We start from the raw sequence: 18,380 nt of genomic DNA, 5'->3' as shown, positions 1-18,380 counted from the left end.
TGGGCAAAATCGGTGGCAATTTGCCAATATGCATGGCTGCCATAAAACCAGAAGCAACAATCCAAAAATTCTTTGTCAGCCAACATACCGAACTCTGCGCTCTCCCATAATTGTCCCAAGGCAAGTTTAGCAAGAACATCTCACTGTTTTTATTCTAGATTTAGATGAGCTGAGATTTTAGCATTTATTGGCAGCCACTATACAATGCGGATCGTATGACTTCTAACTCGAATAATACTGCGTGCGTTTTTGGGAAAATTTCTCTAATTGCTTCAAAAAGCCTTCAAAATAACTCTTTTCTTTTTCCTCGCTACGATAACCCGCATACAAAGTACGGCGTAATCCTCCCGCAGAAACGCAGTCTAAACGACGTGAAGTCACCCAGCCTTTTTGCTCATATTCATTCACCACCCAATCTGGCAATGCGCCAATACCCCGTCCACTCGCCACCAATTGAATCAACATTTGGGTTAAATCTGTAGTACGAATGGCTTTAGGCTGAATATTGGCTGGAATGAATAGCTTAGACATAATATCTAAACGATGTTTATCGACAGGATAAGTAATCAGGGTTTCTTCTGCCAACTCCTGTACGGTAATGCGCTCAGCTCGTACGAGCGGATGGGTATTTGACAATACCAAACGCGATTCATATTCAAAAATTGGAAAATATTCGATACCTTTTAAAGCAATCGGGTCTGCAGTAATCAACAAATCAAATTCTGCAGTTTGCAATAATTCATGCGGATTGGCTTCAAAACCTGAAGCAAAATCTAAATCTACATCTGGGTATTGCTGTCGATATTGATTCAGTAGCGGCATCAACCAGTCAAAACAACTATGACATTCTGAAGAAAAAATAATCCGCCCCGTTTGCCCATGCACAATGCGGGTAATATCGGTTTGGGTAATTTGAATTTGTGGCAGGACATCATCCGCCAGTTTCAGTAAACGCTGCCCGACATTGGAAAATGTCACAGGACGGCTACGGCGGTTCACCACTTCAACACCATACCAATGATCTAACTCTTTGAGCTGATGAGAAATGGCGGATGGTGTCAGACATAAATCATTGGCAGCAGCAACCAAAGAGCCATGTTCACGCAGGGCTGACAGCATTTTTAAGTGGCGAATTTCAAGCATTGCTTGTTCCTAATTTTCAACTTATTGACTGTATGTTTAGACCTAGGTCGCATTTTTATTTTGCCAAATAAAAAACAAAGCTAAACATGATTCAATTTAATAATGAATTAATTTAATCTTATCATGTGAATAATGAGTTTCCTTCATCTTTATTTTTTTCGATGATATTTACTACGAAATCAATACAATTCCTTAAAAATAGTATGGCTTTAAGCACACATATTTTAGGCTGCCTATGTGTAGAGCCAAACTAGAATTTAAAATTTTTAACCCAAGCCTAGCTTACTCCGACAACTTCTCTCCGCAATGCGGGCAGTATTTATAAGGTTCTTGTTCTAAACGCAACTCTTGTTCACGACGTTCACGAATTAACTGCAATAAAATATCTTGGGTTTGCTCAGTGGTTAAACCGACTTGTTTGCGTAAATCTTCAATTTTTTCCTGATCATTTAACAAATCAATCTCACTATTTTGCAATAGCTCTCTAAATTTCAGCCCTAAATGCTGCTTGCGTTGTTCAAGTTCGTTGGCTAAACCTGTGGCTAAAATACCTGCGGGCAATGCTGCCAAGCCGACACCCAATACCGTAATTAATGCACCTAAAATTCTACCCCAAGGTGTAATGGGTGTGACATCGCCATAACCAACTGTAGTTAAGGTTACTACTGCCCACCACATCGAAGCAGGAATCGAGCTAAAGGCTTCAGGCTGTGCCTTACTTTCCACCACATAGACACCTGCAGCAGACATCACAATCATAATAAAGAGAATAAAAATAACTGCCTGAAATGACCCTTTTTCTCGCTCGATCACTCTTAATAAAATTTGCAATGATACAAAGTAACGTGTCAGCTTTAACAAACGAAGTAAACGTAAAATTCTTAGGAAACGTAAATCTAGATGTACAAAGAAGTTAATATAAGCAGGTAAAATTGCCAATAAATCTATAATTGCTCCACCACTAGTCAGCCATTTTACCCGCTGTTTCCATGGCGAAATAAATGGGTCTTTTTCAGCAATACTCCAAATCCGCAGCAAATATTCAAGCGTAAACACTGCAATGGAAAAGTTTTCAAAATGGTTAAAAAATACCTGATAGGCAAGATAGACGTCATTCACTGACTCTAAAATAACCGCACTGGCATTGCCTAAAATCAGTAAAATTAAAAAATAGTTAATGCAACGACTAAACCATGTTTCATAATCATCGTCGTGTAAGTTGTTATAGACAAATTTTCGTAAGGTGTACCACGGTGTAAATGCCATACCGAATATTATATTTAAGGCTTACAGTGATGGCAGTTTAACCGAAGTTTTTCTTAAAACGATAGTATTTTATGTGACGTTTAGCGGGCATTTTTAATGCAAAATTGCAGTATACGTCATCATCTGAATAGATAAATTACTGAATAAACAGCAATGCTAAACGCACTTGATCATAGCCCATGCGTGGACTAGTCGCTTCAACAATCGGACGCAGTTTAATTGCACCATCCTCGCTAAAGTGCTCGGCATTTTGACGCTTCATTAAACGCTTATAAATTTTACGGACTTCTTCCACCACTTCATCACCTGGATGTGCCACTGAAATATCCAGATTTTGTTCTTTTTGCAAACGTGCCAAGTGGTTGATAATGGTTGCAGGCGTTAAACCACGTTCAACTGCAATATCTTGAATATCATAACCTTCTTCAAATAAAACGCGGGTTTCATCCAATGTAGCAGTCGCATAATTGGTTTTTCCACCTTTGGCAATTTTCTTTTCATTGCGCAAAATTTCGGTTTCGTTCAACGTGCCACCACAGTGACGAATAAATGCATTATGTTGTGGAGTTAAATCTATCAGCGCATAGTGCGTTTCAGCTTCTTCAGACAATTCCTGAAAACGGCGGTCTGCCTTAATCGCCAAACTGTCGAGTTCCAAAGCTTGGCTATTAAATCCCAATAAACGCAAACCGCTTAACGATTTTAAACGTGACAGGGCCACATAACCCTGCCCTTTTTCAAAAGTATGGCTAAGATTGATTTCTGCCGCTTCTAAAGTCATGCCTTGTGATTTGTGGATAGTGATTGCCCATGCCAAACGCAGCGGAATTTGCTGAAAACTGGCAATGGTTTTGCCTGCATCATTATCTACCGACCAAGTTTCAGGCTCGACCAGTAATACCGTGCCATCGGTTAATTTTACTTTAGGCAAAATGCCGTGATCATCATCTTCTTCAAAGCCAATCACTTCACCCAAACTGCCGTTGATATAGCCCATATCGAAGTTGTTTTTAACAAACATCACTTTGGCATGTTTTTTTAGATTTAAAATTTCAGGCGCACGTACCGATGATTTCAGCGTTTCAATCAACTTTTCATTGCCATCACACACGGCATCAAACTGCTTGCTCTCAGTTTCAATTTCATTCAGATGCTTAAAGTTGATATTGTCCACATCCATATTGTGCGTATATAAACGCGTGAAAGTGTCGCCAATATCTTGATGACGGGTGTGTTCCAAAGCCTGAAGATGTTGATGATCAATTCTTTGTGCACGAATTGCATTGAGAATGTCATTTAAATAATCGTCGCCCTGACGATGCTGCTCGGTTAAATAACAAACCCGAAATTTCGCTTCGACCCAAGCCTCTGACATAAAACAGAACTTGTCACGATTGCGCTCATCGTTTTTCCCCACAGGCGGTAACTGGAAAAAATCTCCCGCAACAATCACCTGAATCCCACCAAAGGCTTCATCACTTTCCTTAAAATATTTCAGTACCTGATTGACCAGATTCAGCTGCTTGGCATGCAGCATCGAAATTTCATCAATAATAAGCACTTGCGCATTTTCTAAATGTTCTTTGAGATATTTGCGCTCTTTCATATTTTTCAGGTCGGCATCGGACAAAAAGTCTTTAATGCCAATGCCTGCCCACGTGTGAATGGTCATGCCATTCATGTGCGTTGCAGCAATACCTGTAGATGCTGTAATCGCTACAGGTACTTTACGCGCTTTTAAATAATTGATGTATTGATTCAGGGTATAGGTTTTACCCGCACCAGCAGAGCCTGTTAAAAAGACATTTTCACCTGCTTTTAAAAGTTTAAGTGCAGTTTCCTGTTTCATAAGACCTATACCATTGCTGAACGGCTATAGCCTAACGAGTTTTTGCCCAAAAGTTAAGGCTCAAGTCTGCGAATACGACAACTGTTGTCTTATGCTTTAGCTGGCAATTGTGGATTCAGCCATGCAATAAACTGCTCTGCAATGGTCACCAGTAACTGTTCCGCTATTTGATTATTCGGATATTCCAACTGATCAAATTCAAGCTGTCCTTGCCGAAAATGACAACCCAAGGTCAATTGCTGCGCATAATGTGGCGATGCCATGTGAAACGCCACATATTGCCCTTCACTCATTAGCTTGGCATAGCTAAGTGCCAAACAGTGTTTAAAGTTTTGTGATTCTTCAATAATACGGTCTAGATGAGTCATTTCTTCAAAGCACCAGCCTGAAAATTTTAGCGTCGTCATAGGGCTTTTGGCCTGCCATGCACTGCACAGAATTTCCTTTTTTAATTTGGCCATCAGCTCTGCTTTGTAGACCTGTTGATGCCAACGCACCGCCTGATGAAACAACCCCAACCAACTCAAACTTTTAGGAATATGCGTATGTGCTGCAAAATATTCCAGTAAATAGTCACGCACATAACTGTCAAACACTGAAACTCGCGTATGTTGCGCCCGTAAATAAAAACGCTGCCTAAAATTATCGGGTTGAAGCTGATAACGCTGCAATACCGTATAAAAGTCACGCTGCTGCTGACTCTCGGGCTGAATATAATCCAACAAAGCGGGTGGTAAATCCTGTGTGATTTGCTGCAAATAAGTCATATAACTTTGCATGACACGACTTAAACGCCTAAATACATGCTTCACCAAATGCTCATCTTGCTGCGCCACGGTTTTAAGCAAACTCATCCATTCATCCAAATACAAAATAGAAGGACTAATCGCAACTCGTGGATCATCTACAGATTGTTTTTCACCATGTGGCATTAGACTGACATTATGTGCATGCGCAAACCACGCCTGCTGTGTCGCATACACATTACAGCTTTGAATAAACATACGCGCCGCAGAATATTGAAAATATTGCAATGTCGCTAAAATAATACGTGGATGTACCTGACTACAATCGACAAAACTGAGCGCAGTCACTGCGACCCGCACACTGGTATGCTGCATATTTAAACTGAGCCAATCCAACACTGGTGCAGACTGTTTAAACAGCCAGTTCACCGCTCGTGGGTAATCAAATAACGGCAGTTTGGCAACCTTCTTTTGCCAAATTAAAGGACAGGATTTTAAGAAATGCGGTTTTGCCAATGCATCGGAACGCTGCCACACTTCTCGGTGCATTAAACGGGCAAAACCCAGTAAATGACCATGTTCTTCGGCATGCCGATACAACAACTGAATATCATCCTGATGGTCAATTAAATCTTGTAAATTAAAACGCTCAGGAAAGGACACCGCCAAAATACGATACATGGCTTTAGGCAAAAACTGTGCTGCACTAAAACAAAAATCATCATAACTGTGCATTAAGGCTTGCACAGGCAAAAAGGTATCACCCTCAATAAATTCTAAAGCACACAATGCAGATAAAGCAGTCAAAGTTTCCTCTGGAATGACCGCACCATGCTGTACAGCACCTGTAAAAACAGCGTGTTGGGCATAATCAGACTGAATCAAGGCTTGATCTAAAATCTGAGCCTGTACACCATCTAAATGCAGCAGCAACTGTTGAACACGTGCAGCACCATCCACCCACATATAGGCTTGTTGCATAATTAGATGTCTTAATTGCTGCGCCTGATTGCGTAAAAATAAGGAGTGTTGTGGCTTTAAATCGCCCGTATGAAACTGTAAATCATGCAGAAAAAAATCTTCAAACGCTTCTTGATACTGCCCCGCAAACTCAAACTGCGTCTGAATTAAACTAGAGTTAGATTTAGGCGGATAAAATTCAAGGCTAAATAGACCGTTTAGCAATTCAACCCGATGCTGCAAAGGATCAATACGGAACATATTTTGTGCAGTGAGATGCCCAACTAGCTGCATTTGATCTTGATATATTTCTGCGGCCACACTGGAAATACGTACCAATTGCTGTGCAACGGCATGCAATTGGCTATGCTGGCGACTTGGCTGCATACACACTCCTCATGCTTAAGTACGGTCTATCTAAGTTGCATCTTATTTTTATTTAATTGCAGCGACTAGATCCATCTGGTGATACATTCCTATTTTTTTATTTTCCATCATAAACAGTTGATGTTTTTTAATCTAGATTAAACCACTTATTAAATAAATTACATCTGAAGCATTTGTGAGCTGTATCCACACCTTAAAATGAGAGATACAAAAACACTATAAACAAGATTTGTGCTCTTGCCTATAGACTGCACACAACTCCAGATAAAAAACAAATTAAAACTCCATAATTTTCAATTAATTATTTTTCACTCTTTCATCAGCAAATAGGGTTGGTATTTGGTAGGTAGGATTTCACAACAAAGCATTGAATACTCAAATCACGGTTCAACACCGCGATAACAACACATTATTCCAATATCCAATGCAAGAAGGAATCTGAGCATGGCTTTTAAAAATATTGCAGACCAAACTAACGGTTTTTATATTCCTTGTGTGTCACTCTTTGGCCCTGGTTGTGCCAAAGAAATTGGCGTAAGAGCACAAAATTTAGGCGCTAAAAAAGCCCTAATTGTGACAGATGAAGGACTGTTTAAATTTGGCGTTGCCGATACCATCGCAGGCTACCTCACCGAAGCAGGCGTTGCCAGCCATATCTTTGCAGGTGCAGAGCCAAATCCAACCGACATTAACGTGCATAAAGGTGTCGATGCCTACAATGCCAATCATTGCGACTTTATTGTGTCTTTAGGTGGTGGTTCTTCACACGACTGTGCCAAAGGCATTGGCTTAGTGACCGCAGGTGGTGGGCATATTCGTGATTATGAAGGCATTGATAAAAGTACCGTGCCAATGACCCCGCTAATTGCTATTAACACCACTGCAGGTACAGCATCGGAAATGACCCGTTTCTGTATTATTACCAACACCGACACGCACGTTAAAATGGCAATTGTCGATTGGCGCTGCACACCACTCATCGCGATTGATGATCCAAAACTCATGATTGCCAAACCTGCAGGTTTAACCGCAGCAACAGGCATGGATGCCTTAACCCATGCTGTAGAAGCCTACGTTTCAACTGCAGCCAATCCTATTACCGATGCCTGTGCAGAAAAAGCCATTCGTATGATTAGCCAGTGGCTTAGCCCTGCTGTGGCAAATGGTGAAAATATTGAAGCACGTGATGCCATGAGCTATGCGCAATATTTGGCAGGTATGGCATTCAACAATGCCTCTCTAGGCTATGTGCATGCCATGGCGCATCAACTTGGCGGTTTCTACAACTTGCCGCACGGTGTCTGTAATGCGATTTTATTACCGCATGTTTGCGAATTTAACCTGATTGCTTGCCCAGAGCGTTATGCAGACATTGCAAAATTGATGGGAGTCAATACTGACGGATTAACTACCACCGAAGCTGCCTATGCTGCGATTGATGCGATTCGTGAATTATCTAGCTCAATTGGCATTCCAACAGGTTTAGCAGAGTTAGGCGTTAAAGAAGATGACTTGGCGATTATGGCTGAAAATGCACAAAAAGATGCCTGCATGCTCACCAACCCACGTAAAGCCAATCATGCACAAGTGGTCGAAATTTTTAAAGCCGCGATGTAATTTGAATCTCCTGCTGAGTGAATCACGATTTGCTCAGCATCTCCCATCCTTATTTCAACTTTCCGCTGTTGCTATTTTTTTATCCTTCCCTTTGGCAGAACCATCTCAGATGCGTTCTGCTTTTTTTGTTGTTCAGAATAAAAATGAACTCACAGCATAAAACTAAACCGATTTAGATGCAGAGGGTTTGCATAATTCAATTTGACAAATGCGCACAGCTCATCAAGGATATAGACAAAATAAAATGGATGACGAGCACCTTATGCTGTTAAGCAAAAAACAAAAAACAACACCAAGCTATCAACCCGATATTTTGGGTGCAGATTACCAACAAATGACGCTAGATTTTCCATCCGATTATGAAGGCAAAGTCATTGCGACGTTGGTACGCAAAAAGGCTGAACAGGAAACCCGTAAAGCCGTACTTTATATTCATGGTTTTATTGACTATTTTTTTCAAACTGAAATGGCACACCAGTTTAATCAGCACGGTTATGACTTTTATGCCTTAGATTTGCGTAAATATGGGCGTTCGCATTTGTCACATCAACATTGGTACAATGTGCGCAGCTTGTCTGAATATGATGCAGAAATTTCCGCTGCACTTGAGCAAATTGCCACAGAAGAACATGATTCTGTAATTTTGGCGGGACATTCAACAGGTGGATTAATCACCACGTTATATGTGGCACATCATCCGAATCATCCGTTGATTCGTGGTTTATGGTGCAACAGCCCTTTTTATGATTTCAATATGAGCGAAATTGAGAAAAAAGTCGGCATTCCACGTTTAAGCCAATTGGGCAAATTACTGCCAGAAATGAAATTTCCAAGCCGGCTAAATCCATTTTATGTACCCAGTCTACACAAGCAATATCATGGTGAATGGTTATTTAATTTAGAATGGAAAAAGCCACGCTATCCTAAAGTACGATTAAGTTTTGTACGTGCAATTCATGAAGCGCAAAAAGAAATTCATGCCAGTGTGCATTTGGGTGTACCCACCTTAATTATGCATGCGAGTCAAAGTAGTTATCCACGCAAATGGAATGAGATTGCGCAACGCACTGACGTAATTTTAGATGTTGCAGATATGCAAAAATATGGGCATCACATGCATGGTGATATTCAGCTTTGCCAAATTGAAAATGGCGTGCATGATTTGGTACTTTCTGCGCCCGAAGTCCGTGCAGAAGTGTATCAGTCCTTGTTTGACTGGTTAAACCGCAAAGGGCTATAAAAACTAAAGGACAGTGAAATGAAAGCCTAAATGACTTGAGTCGTCCTTTAGGCTTTGTATTTTAATAAAATTTGATGTGCAGGATGATGCTTTGGCATCAATTCAATTAAACGTTCCACCGCGTCAATCGCTTCAGGGCTGCGTGCCAAATGTTTTAGCAATGCATCGGTATCTTGTGCATTAAAAATGGCTTCACTCAGGCGAGATTCTAAGCAATCTCGCCATGCACATAAAAATGGACTTTCAGTTTTCGCCAAAAATACCCCTGCACACGTTTGCAAGGCTGACTGCACATAACCTGCATCTAAAGCCTGCTCGGCTTGTAAAAAATCGGCTTCTATATGCGCCAAAACTCGGTAAGGACGCGAACCAAGCATCCCGCCTAGAATATCACGTAATTGTGACATTTCAGCTTTTAGCGTCCCCATACTAACTTTACGCTCACCATATAGGGCTTGGTGTAAAGTATCTAAACTCATGCCTTGTGGGCAAAGTGCCAAAATCACCAATATTTCAATTTGACGCGGTGTCATCACCACCACTTTGCCATTAAATAACACCTGTGGCACGCGAAACGCGCGAATATAAAGCTGCTGTTTTTGCTGATCAAGCAGTGCATTTTGAATCAAAGAAGCACAGCGTTCTGCTGCCAACAAACCCAAACTGTTATGGTTTTTCCAAGTAGTCGATAAATCAATTACGCCCAACACTTGTTTGGAATGAGGGTCTAAAATAGGCGCTGCATAACAAACCCAGTCATGTAAGGATGACATATAGTGTTCACTGGAAAACACACAGCTGGCTTGCTGAGTTTTGAGTGACAAAGCCAAAGCATTGGTACCCACCAACTCTTCACGCCACTGCCCACCCTCTACAAAATGCACCTGTTCCGCCACATTACGCATTTGCGCGCTCGCTGCAGTCCAAATAATCGTACTGCCCACATCGCCCACGGCTGCCACCATGTCGGACTGCTGCGCGATATGTCTTAAATCCTCTGCACAGTTTTGCACAGCACGTTGTAAAGCCGAACCGCCTTGCGGATGCGATAAACGAGAATTTAACGGGGCTGCCAGCCGATCAACAGGAATTTCCGCAATTTGAGAGCGTTGCCAAGAATTTAAAATACTCTGCTGAATTTGTTGCGCATGTAGCGGCGATAAACTACTGCTTTGTCTAAACTGTTCAATATGCTGTCTTTTTTCCAATAGGTCTTGTTTTTTCATCATGACTGATTCTCACAATCCTGTGGGCATTACATCCATTGTACCGCTTACTTTTGTAAGGATTTGTTCGTTGCTTGTAAATCTGCAACTTTCCAACCTTTTTCCAACCTTATATTGGTATGCTAAACAAATAACGTACCAAAGTACCTTATACCTTAGCCGTAAATTTAACCTGATTTTAGACACAGGATTGTGCTAAAAGGTAAAGATGACGGCAGATTATAAAAAACCATCAAAGGAAGAGAATTATGCGTTACGTAGATCCCAATCAACCCGGTTCAAAAGTTCAATTTAAAGCACAATACGAAAACTTTATTGGTGGCGAGTGGGTCGCCCCTGTAAAAGGCGAATACTTTGAAAATATCTCTCCTGTAGATGGCAAAGTATTTACCAAAGTCCCACGCTCATCGGCAGAAGACATTGAACTGGCTTTAGATGCAGCCCATAAAGCCAAAGCACAATGGAACAGCTCATCTCCTACAACACGTTCTAACATTTTGTTAAAAATTGCAGATCGTTTAGAACAAAATCTAGAATTATTGGCAGTTGCCGAAACTTGGGATAATGGTAAGCCTGTTCGTGAAACATTGGCTGCCGACATTCCATTGGCGATTGACCATTTCCGTTATTTTGCAGGCTGTATTCGTGCCCAAGAAGGCGGAATTTCTGAAATTGATGAAGATACCATTGCCTATCATTTCCATGAGCCATTGGGCGTTGTAGGGCAAATTATTCCATGGAACTTCCCTATTTTAATGGCAACATGGAAACTTGCACCTGCTTTGGCTGCGGGTAACTGTATTGTACTTAAACCTGCAGAACAAACCCCTGCCAGCATTTTAGTTTTAGTCGAACTCATTCAAGATTTATTGCCTGCAGGCGTACTAAACGTAGTCAATGGTTACGGCGTAGAAGTTGGTCGCCCATTGGCAACCAATCCACGTATTGCCAAAATTGCATTCACAGGTTCGACTCAGGTCGGTCAATTGATCATGCAATACGCCACTGAAAACATCATTCCAGTGACTTTGGAGCTTGGTGGTAAATCTCCAAATCTTTTCTTTGAAGATGTTATGGCGCAAGAAGACGACTACCTAGACAAAGCACTCGAAGGCTTTGCTATGTTCGCGCTGAATCAGGGTGAAATTTGTACTTGTCCATCGCGTGCGCTTGTGCAGGAAAGTATTGCTGACCGTTTCCTTGAAAAAGCCATTGAACGTGTTAAACGTATTAAAACAGGTCACCCGCTTGATACTGAAACGATGATTGGTGCGCAAGCATCGCAAGAACAACAGGACAAAATCTTGGGTTGTATTGCGACAGGTCGTGCCGAAGGTGCACAAGTGTTAACAGGTGGTGGTGAGCGTCATGAAGTTGGCAGCGGTTTCTATATTGAGCCGACAATTTTCAAAGGCACCAACGACATGAAAATTTTCCAAGAAGAGATTTTCGGCCCAGTGCTTTCTGTGACCACATTTAAAGACTTCGATGAAGCCATTAAAATTGCCAATGACACCATTTACGGTTTAGGTGCAGGTGTTTGGTCACGTTCTGCGCACACTTCTTACCGTGCAGGTCGTGCTATTCAGTCGGGTCGCGTTTGGACGAACTGTTATCACATTTACCCTGCGCATGCAGCTTTCGGTGGTTATAAAAAATCAGGTATTGGCCGTGAAAACCACAAGATGATGTTAGAACATTATCAACAAACCAAGAACTTGTTGGTTAGTTACTCAACCAAACCTGCTGGCTTCTTCTAAGTTGGGTTTTCAACCTCAACAAGATGAATTAAAAATGCGAACTTCGGTTCGCATTTTTTATATTTAGAATGTATAGCGGGACAAAAAGAAAAACAGAAAAATTCATTTATCCATATAGACTTACAAGTCATAGACCTAAAATTGCTGACATTTAAATCATAGATATAAAATCAAGAAAATAAAAAAGCACCATTTTAAAAATGATGCTTTTTGATCAAATCACGACTGCTTATTTTTTCGCAGCTACAGATGCTTCAGTAGTGATGTTTACAGTAATTTTATCACCCACGTTTGGTACATAGCTTGCAATACCAAATGCAGAACGGTTGAATGAAGTCGTTGCATTAAAACCAACAGTCGCTGCTTGAGTCATTGGGTGTGGGCCTTGTTTGTTCAATACCGCATCAAGAACAACTGGCTTAGTTACACCTTTAACGGTTAAATCACCTGTGATTTTAAAGTTTTTCTTGTCTTGAGTTTCAACTTTGGTACTTTTAAAAGTAATGGTTGGATATTTTGCTGCATCAAACCAATCTGCTGCCATTAAGTGCTCATCTAAAGCTTTTACGTTGGTGTTGATGCTGCTTAATGGAATCGTCACATTCACAGATGAGTTAGCTGGTTTTTTCTCATCAATGTTGATGGTACCTTGAATGTTTGAGAAGTTCCCTGATGGCGTAGAAAAACCGAAGTGATCCCAAGTAAACACAGTAGCAGTATGCGTTGGGTCAATTTGATAAGCCACTGGTTTAGCCATTGTCATTGTTGCTGCAGACGCGATAGCCAAACCTAAAGCAAGTGATTTCATGTTCATATTGTTCATCTCTAAAAGTGTTGATACGTTTTAATGAAGTTTAGTTTATAGATTTTTGCTGCAAATACAGGATTAAAGATAAAACGATATGTTGCATGACTGAAACGATAAATTTGTAAAATTATGCGTGTGCGTTTTATATCGCTGTTACAGGTTATGATATTGAATAGAACCTGTTCTTTTTTGCGACACGATCATACAACTGTCGTGCCTGTAAATTATCTTCATGGGTCAGCCAATATAACCGATCAGATCACGCTGTTGCGCTGTTTGATTCACCTGCTGAATAGGTTGCTGAGAAATTCCTATTCCTCTGTACTCAGGGAAGGTATATAAAAAAAGAATTGGGATTCAACCCTAATTGAAACTTAATAAGCGATCAAAGGGGGGCAATTTTAAAATGCCGTTGACAATATTGTACTTAGGCTATTTTACACACTATTGTTCAGCAATAAAAAAAGCTTTACCCTACGCATAGAATAAAGCTGTTTTTGACGACACCTCAACTAAGGCATCGTATGCATCGCAATAGATTAAAGCTTCTCAATCAAAATACGATCAACCTGCTTTAAGCCTGATTGCTTTTCATGGTTCTTACGGCGAATTTTGATTTGCTGATCTTCAGCTAAATCCTGTAATAACAACTCTACCGCCACCATGGCTTCAAGTGGTAAATCTTGTCCAATCCACTTTTGCTCACCCGCATCCATTAAAGTGACTTCATCATTAATTTGCTCGTACAAACTCATTTCTCATCTCACTCAATTACACAGAGGTTTATTCACAAACCTGACTTACACTGACAAAATTTGTTGGATCATCACATTGAACACCAAACAAATATGCAAAAATAAAAGACGTCCCTTTGCAGGAACGCCTTTAAAAACACTGGATTAAAAAATTAAGCTGTTAATTCTTTTACCGCAGCAACAACTGCTTCAGTGGTAATACCGAAGTATTGGTATAAGTCTTTCGCAGGTGCAGATTCACCATAAGTCGTCATACCAATTACACGACCGTCTAAACCTACAAACTTCCACCAGTAGTCTACATGTGCTGCTTCAACAGCAACACGTGCACGAATGTTGGATGGAAGAACCGCTTCACGGTATGCTGCATCTTGCTTCACAAATTCTTCCGCACATGGCATAGACACGACACGCACACCTTCAAGCTGTGCGTATGCTTCCATTGCCAAGCCCACTTCTGAACCTGTTGCAATAATAATTGCTTTTAATTCGCCTTTTTCTTCAGCCAATACATAAGCACCTTTCGCTACATTTGCAATTTGTGCATCTGTACGTGTTTGGAATGGTAGGTTTTGACGAGAGAAGATCAACGCAGTTGGGCCTTCTGAACGTACAAGTGCAGACTTCCAAGACACAGCTGCTTCAACCGTGTCACATGGACGCCATGTATTTAAGTTTGGCGTACCACGTAAAGATGCAATTTGTTCAACAGGTTGGTGTGTTGGACCATCTTCACCCAAACCAATTGAGTCGTGAGTATACACATGAATTACGCGTTGCTTCATCAATGCAGACATACGCACAGCATTACGCGCATATTCCATAAACATAAGGAATGTTGCAACATAAGGAATGAAACCGCCGTGAAGCGCAATACCGTTTGCAATTGCAGTCATACCAAACTCACGTACGCCGTAATGCACATAGTTGCCTGCTGCATTGTCCTGAACGCCTTGGCACCCTTTCCAAAGAGTTAGGTTTGAACCTGCCAAGTCTGCAGAACCACCCAACAATTCAGGCAATAATGGACCAAATGCCTGTAAAGTATTTTGGCTGGCTTTACGGGTTGCAATCGTTTCTGCTTTAGCATTGGTTTCTGCAATAAATGCATCTGCTTGCGCAACAAATTCTGCTGGCAATTCACCGCTTAAACGACGTTTAAGTTCAGCAGCTTCAGTTGGATATTTTGCTGCATAAGCCTCAAAAGTCGTATTCCATGCTGCTTCTGATTCTGCACCTTTAGCTTTCGCATCCCAAGCGGCATATACATCTTCAGGAATTACAAACGCTTCATCTGTCCAACCTAATGCTTCACGAGTCAATGCAATTTCGTCATGACCTAATGGCGCACCGTGACAGTCTTCTTTACCTTGTTTGTTTGGTGAACCTAAACCAATAACAGTTTTACAAATAATAATGGTTGGTTTTTGCGTTTCAGCTTTTGCTTCAACTGTAGCAGCACGAATTGCATCAGCATCATGACCATCAACTTTTAGAACTTGCCAGCCGTAAGATAAGAAACGCTGTTCGGTATCGTCAGAGAACCAGCCTTCTACTTCACCATCAATCGAAATGCCGTTGTCATCATAATAAACAACCAGCTTGCCTAAACCTAAAGTACCTGCCAATGAACATGCTTCGTGTGAAACACCTTCCATTAAGCAACCATCACCCAAGAAACAGTAAGTGAAATGGTCTACAACCTGAATATCTTCTTTATTAAATTGTGCAGCCAATGTTTTTTCTGCTAAAGCAAAACCAACAGCGTTTGCAATCCCCTGACCGAGTGGACCAGTAGTGGTTTCAATCCCTGGTGCATAACCCAATTCTGGGTGGCCAGGTGTTTTAGAATGTAACTGACGGAACGCTTTTAAATCTTCGATTGAAAGATCATAACCTGTTAAATGCAACAACGCATATTGCAACATTGAACCATGACCATTAGACAGTACAAAACGGTCGCGGTTTGCCCATTGTGGATTAGTTGGGTTGTGATTCAAGAATTCACGCCACACCACATCGGCAATATCTGCCATCCCCATCGGAGCACCTGGATGTCCTGAATTTGCTTTTTGCACAGCATCCATTGCCAATACACGAATTGCGTTTGCAATACGACGTTCGTTAAGCGGGGTCGTCATAGGTCAGAGTCCACAAAAAATCGTTAAACAGAAGAAGATGAATAGAATTCAAAACAGCCGCTATTCTCTCAAAAAAACGCCTGAGGGGTAAAGCCTATGCAACAATATTTCCGCATTAATTCCCATTCAGCGTACTTTTCGTGCAGATTCGGGGCAGTTTCAGCATTTGTTTTAAGAGAAATGAGGCCAACCATTCAACAAAGCAAGTTTTAAGCCGCAGCTTTACAGATTTTAAAACATAGATATTTCAGTTTATAGAATTTCGCATGAACGAAGAGCAAGTTTGATGCCCGACTCACACTTTAGATAAAATTCATCTCGTTTAACTCCATGCATTATCCAATTTTGACCTGACTAAATGCTGAAATAATAGACAAGTTTAACCCCACCCTGAATTTTATTCACTTTTCACACAATAAATTGAATCACAGCCATCCTTCAAAACTTTATAATAGCTTTTAAAAATGCAGAATCATGCAGATAAACTCAATTCAACGTCTTTAAAACATCAATATAAGATGTTGTTTTTAAATACAATTCAATGTTTAAAAATAAAATGTTTCTTAGTTTAAAATTATGACGGCATGCTTTAGCCAACATGAATATTTTTGAGTCAAAATATAGTCATACCGATACTTTATCTATTTTTTAGCAAAAGATATGCGATAAAAAGTCATTGAATTGAAATAAATTCAGCCATTTTAGTCGTAATGCGCTAGTCCTAAAGTCTAACTCGATGTAACATATTGCGTCTTTTGAATTTAACTGTGATAGGACTTATGCGCGAGTACGCTGTATTTACCTCGGAATCTGTAAGCGAAGGCCATCCAGATAAAATGGCTGACCAAATCAGTGATGCCATTTTGGATGCAATCTTAAAAGAAGACCCTTATGCGCGGGTTGCTTGTGAAACGCTTGTAAAAACGGGTGCGGTTGTACTGGCAGGAGAAATCACAACAACTGCAAATGTTGATTTTGAAGCCATTGTTCGTCAAACCGTAAACGGTATTGGTTATCATCATTCAGATCTTGGCTTTGATGGTTCTACCTGTGCGGTCATTAATATGATTGGTAAACAATCACCTGAAATTGCGCAAGGTGTAGACCGCCAAAAACCTGAAGATCAGGGTGCGGGTGACCAAGGTTTGATGTTTGGTTATGCCAGCCGTGAAACTGATGTATTAATGCCTGCCCCAATTTCTTACGCACACCGCTTAATGGAAAAGCAAGCTGAATTACGTCGCAGTGGTGCTTTACCTTGGTTACGCCCAGATGCAAAAAGTCAGGTAACTTTTGCGTATGAAAATGGTGTGCCTGTACGTTTGGACGCAGTAGTTTTATCTACTCAGCATGATCCTGAAATTTCTCAAATTCAGCTCAAAGAAGCTGTGATTGAAGAAATTGTGAAAAAAGTGATTCCTGCCGAAATGTTCCATGCAGACACTAAATTTCACATCAACCCAACGGGGATGTTTGTAATTGGTGGCCCTGTAGGTGACTGTGGTTTAACTGGCCGTAAAATTATTGTAGATACTTACGGTGGTATGGCGCGTCACGGTGGTGGTGCTTTCTCGGGTAAAGACCCATCTAAAGTTGACCGTTCAGCTGCTTATGCAGGTCGTTATGTTGCAAAAAATATTGTTGCAGCAGGCTTGGCAGACAAATGTGAAATTCAAGTGTCTTATGCAATTGGTGTTGCTGAACCAACTTCAATTTCAATTAACACTTTTAACACTGCAAAAGTAGCAGATGAATTGATTATTGCTTTGGTACGTGAACACTTTGACTTACGTCCATACGGGATCACTCGTATGCTTAACCTCATTCAACCGATGTATAAGCAAACTGCTGCTTATGGTCACTTCGGTCGTCAAGGTTCCGACACTGCATTTACATGGGAAAAAACTGACAAAGTTGAGGCCTTAAAAGCTTCTGCGGGTCTGTAATGTAAAACTTTTCAGTATTATCAAGCTCACTTCGGTGGGCTTTTTTTGGATAAAATTTAGCTACCAAACCACAATATACAAAATACAAAATACAAAATACAAAATACAAAATACAAAATACAAAATACAAATATGTTATAGGGAATCATTCCTGAATTTTTCAAATGCTAATCTAAGATAATGATGTAGGAGCTTATCATGGCGGTTATTCTTCAAGTCGATTTCACTTCTTAAGACCCATTTGGCGAAAGCATGAGCCAAGTGTACCGTGAACTTGCAGAAAGCATTTATCTGGAATTCGGCATGCTTTGGAAAATTTGGACATAGAACAGTCAAACGCAGGAAGCAGGCGGAATCTATCTATTTGATAATGTGACCAATGCTGAACGCTATTTAAAAATGCAAAACGCACGTTTAGAAAGTTTTGGCTTAAAGAATATATGGCAAGATTTTTGAGGTAAATGCAGCCCTGTCTGCCATTAACCAAGCTGACTTTTTAAGTCGCTAATTTTTTTAAATAGTTCATCTAGATTGAA

12 protein-coding genes and 1 pseudogene are annotated in these 18,380 nt (G+C 40.7%); 5 read left to right on the top strand and 8 right to left on the bottom strand.

Translation table 11 applies throughout. The features are described 5' to 3' along the window. Positions 1-222: 222 nt before the first annotated feature. The 4 genes from AC0T5Z_RS06070 to AC0T5Z_RS06055 form a co-directional block, all read right to left on the bottom strand. On the bottom strand, positions 223-1,143 hold the full coding sequence (locus tag AC0T5Z_RS06070; RefSeq protein ID WP_291335630.1) for a LysR family transcriptional regulator: 921 nt from the start codon (positions 1,141-1,143) through the stop codon (positions 223-225). Between the two features lie 282 nt (positions 1,144-1,425). After that, positions 1,426-2,409 (bottom strand): ion transporter, encoded by a 984-nt coding sequence (locus AC0T5Z_RS06065; RefSeq protein WP_291335632.1) that lies wholly within the window; start codon positions 2,407-2,409, stop codon positions 1,426-1,428. 136 nt (positions 2,410-2,545) lie between these two features. Continuing rightward, positions 2,546-4,258 (bottom strand): AAA family ATPase, encoded by a 1,713-nt coding sequence (locus AC0T5Z_RS06060; protein WP_291335634.1) that lies wholly within the window; start codon positions 4,256-4,258, stop codon positions 2,546-2,548. A gap of 89 nt (positions 4,259-4,347) precedes the next feature. After that, positions 4,348-6,351 carry a hypothetical protein gene (locus AC0T5Z_RS06055; RefSeq protein WP_435336925.1) on the bottom strand — a complete coding sequence of 668 codons (2,004 nt, stop codon included), beginning with the start codon at positions 6,349-6,351 and terminating at the stop codon, positions 4,348-4,350. Between the two features lie 444 nt (positions 6,352-6,795). Here AC0T5Z_RS06055 and mdh point away from each other — a divergent pair, with 444 nt between their 5' ends. Both mdh and AC0T5Z_RS06045 read left to right on the top strand, forming a co-directional pair. Next, entirely contained in the window at positions 6,796-7,968 is a 1,173-nt protein-coding gene (gene mdh / locus AC0T5Z_RS06050) for an iron-dependent methanol dehydrogenase (RefSeq protein ID WP_291335637.1), read from the top strand. A gap of 244 nt (positions 7,969-8,212) precedes the next feature. Further along, entirely contained in the window at positions 8,213-9,208 is a 996-nt protein-coding gene (locus tag AC0T5Z_RS06045; protein WP_435336926.1) for an alpha/beta hydrolase, read from the top strand. Positions 9,209-9,255: 47 nt separating this feature from the next. On the opposite strand, the gene AC0T5Z_RS06040 is transcribed toward AC0T5Z_RS06045, so the two are convergent. Next, entirely contained in the window at positions 9,256-10,437 is a 1,182-nt protein-coding gene (locus tag AC0T5Z_RS06040; protein ID WP_435336927.1) for a sigma-54-dependent transcriptional regulator family protein, read from the bottom strand. Positions 10,438-10,682: 245 nt separating this feature from the next. Here AC0T5Z_RS06040 and exaC point away from each other — a divergent pair, with 245 nt between their 5' ends. Then, the gene (exaC, locus tag AC0T5Z_RS06035; RefSeq protein ID WP_019837400.1) at positions 10,683-12,194 is read left to right on the top strand and encodes an acetaldehyde dehydrogenase ExaC; all 1,512 of its coding nucleotides are present in this window, start codon (positions 10,683-10,685) and stop codon (positions 12,192-12,194) included. Positions 12,195-12,423: 229 nt separating this feature from the next. Here the strand turns inward: exaC and AC0T5Z_RS06030 are convergent, their stop codons facing one another. The 3 genes from AC0T5Z_RS06030 to tkt form a co-directional block, all read right to left on the bottom strand. After that, positions 12,424-13,008 carry a YceI family protein gene (locus AC0T5Z_RS06030; RefSeq protein ID WP_179990125.1) on the bottom strand — a complete coding sequence of 195 codons (585 nt, stop codon included), beginning with the start codon at positions 13,006-13,008 and terminating at the stop codon, positions 12,424-12,426. Positions 13,009-13,541: 533 nt separating this feature from the next. Continuing rightward, positions 13,542-13,757 carry a hypothetical protein gene (locus tag AC0T5Z_RS06025; protein WP_004976879.1) on the bottom strand — a complete coding sequence of 72 codons (216 nt, stop codon included), beginning with the start codon at positions 13,755-13,757 and terminating at the stop codon, positions 13,542-13,544. A 152-nt stretch (positions 13,758-13,909) separates the two neighbouring features. Then, complete coding sequence (gene tkt / locus AC0T5Z_RS06020; RefSeq protein WP_435336928.1) at positions 13,910-15,898, bottom strand: transketolase; 1,989 nt, start codon at positions 15,896-15,898, stop codon at positions 13,910-13,912. A gap of 779 nt (positions 15,899-16,677) precedes the next feature. On the opposite strand from tkt, the gene metK reads away from it, so the two are divergent. Together metK and AC0T5Z_RS06010 are read left to right on the top strand one after the other, a co-directional pair. Beyond that, positions 16,678-17,844 (top strand): methionine adenosyltransferase, encoded by a 1,167-nt coding sequence (gene metK, locus AC0T5Z_RS06015; protein ID WP_291335645.1) that lies wholly within the window; start codon positions 16,678-16,680, stop codon positions 17,842-17,844. Between the two features lie 252 nt (positions 17,845-18,096). Next, positions 18,097-18,300: pseudogene (locus AC0T5Z_RS06010) on the top strand (YdhR family protein). Positions 18,301-18,380: the final 80 nt, after the last annotated feature.

The organism is Acinetobacter pengchengensis, from assembly GCF_982235305.1.
The sequence above is the reverse complement of the archived record's forward strand: the minus strand, read 5'-3'. Positions and strand labels throughout refer to the sequence as shown.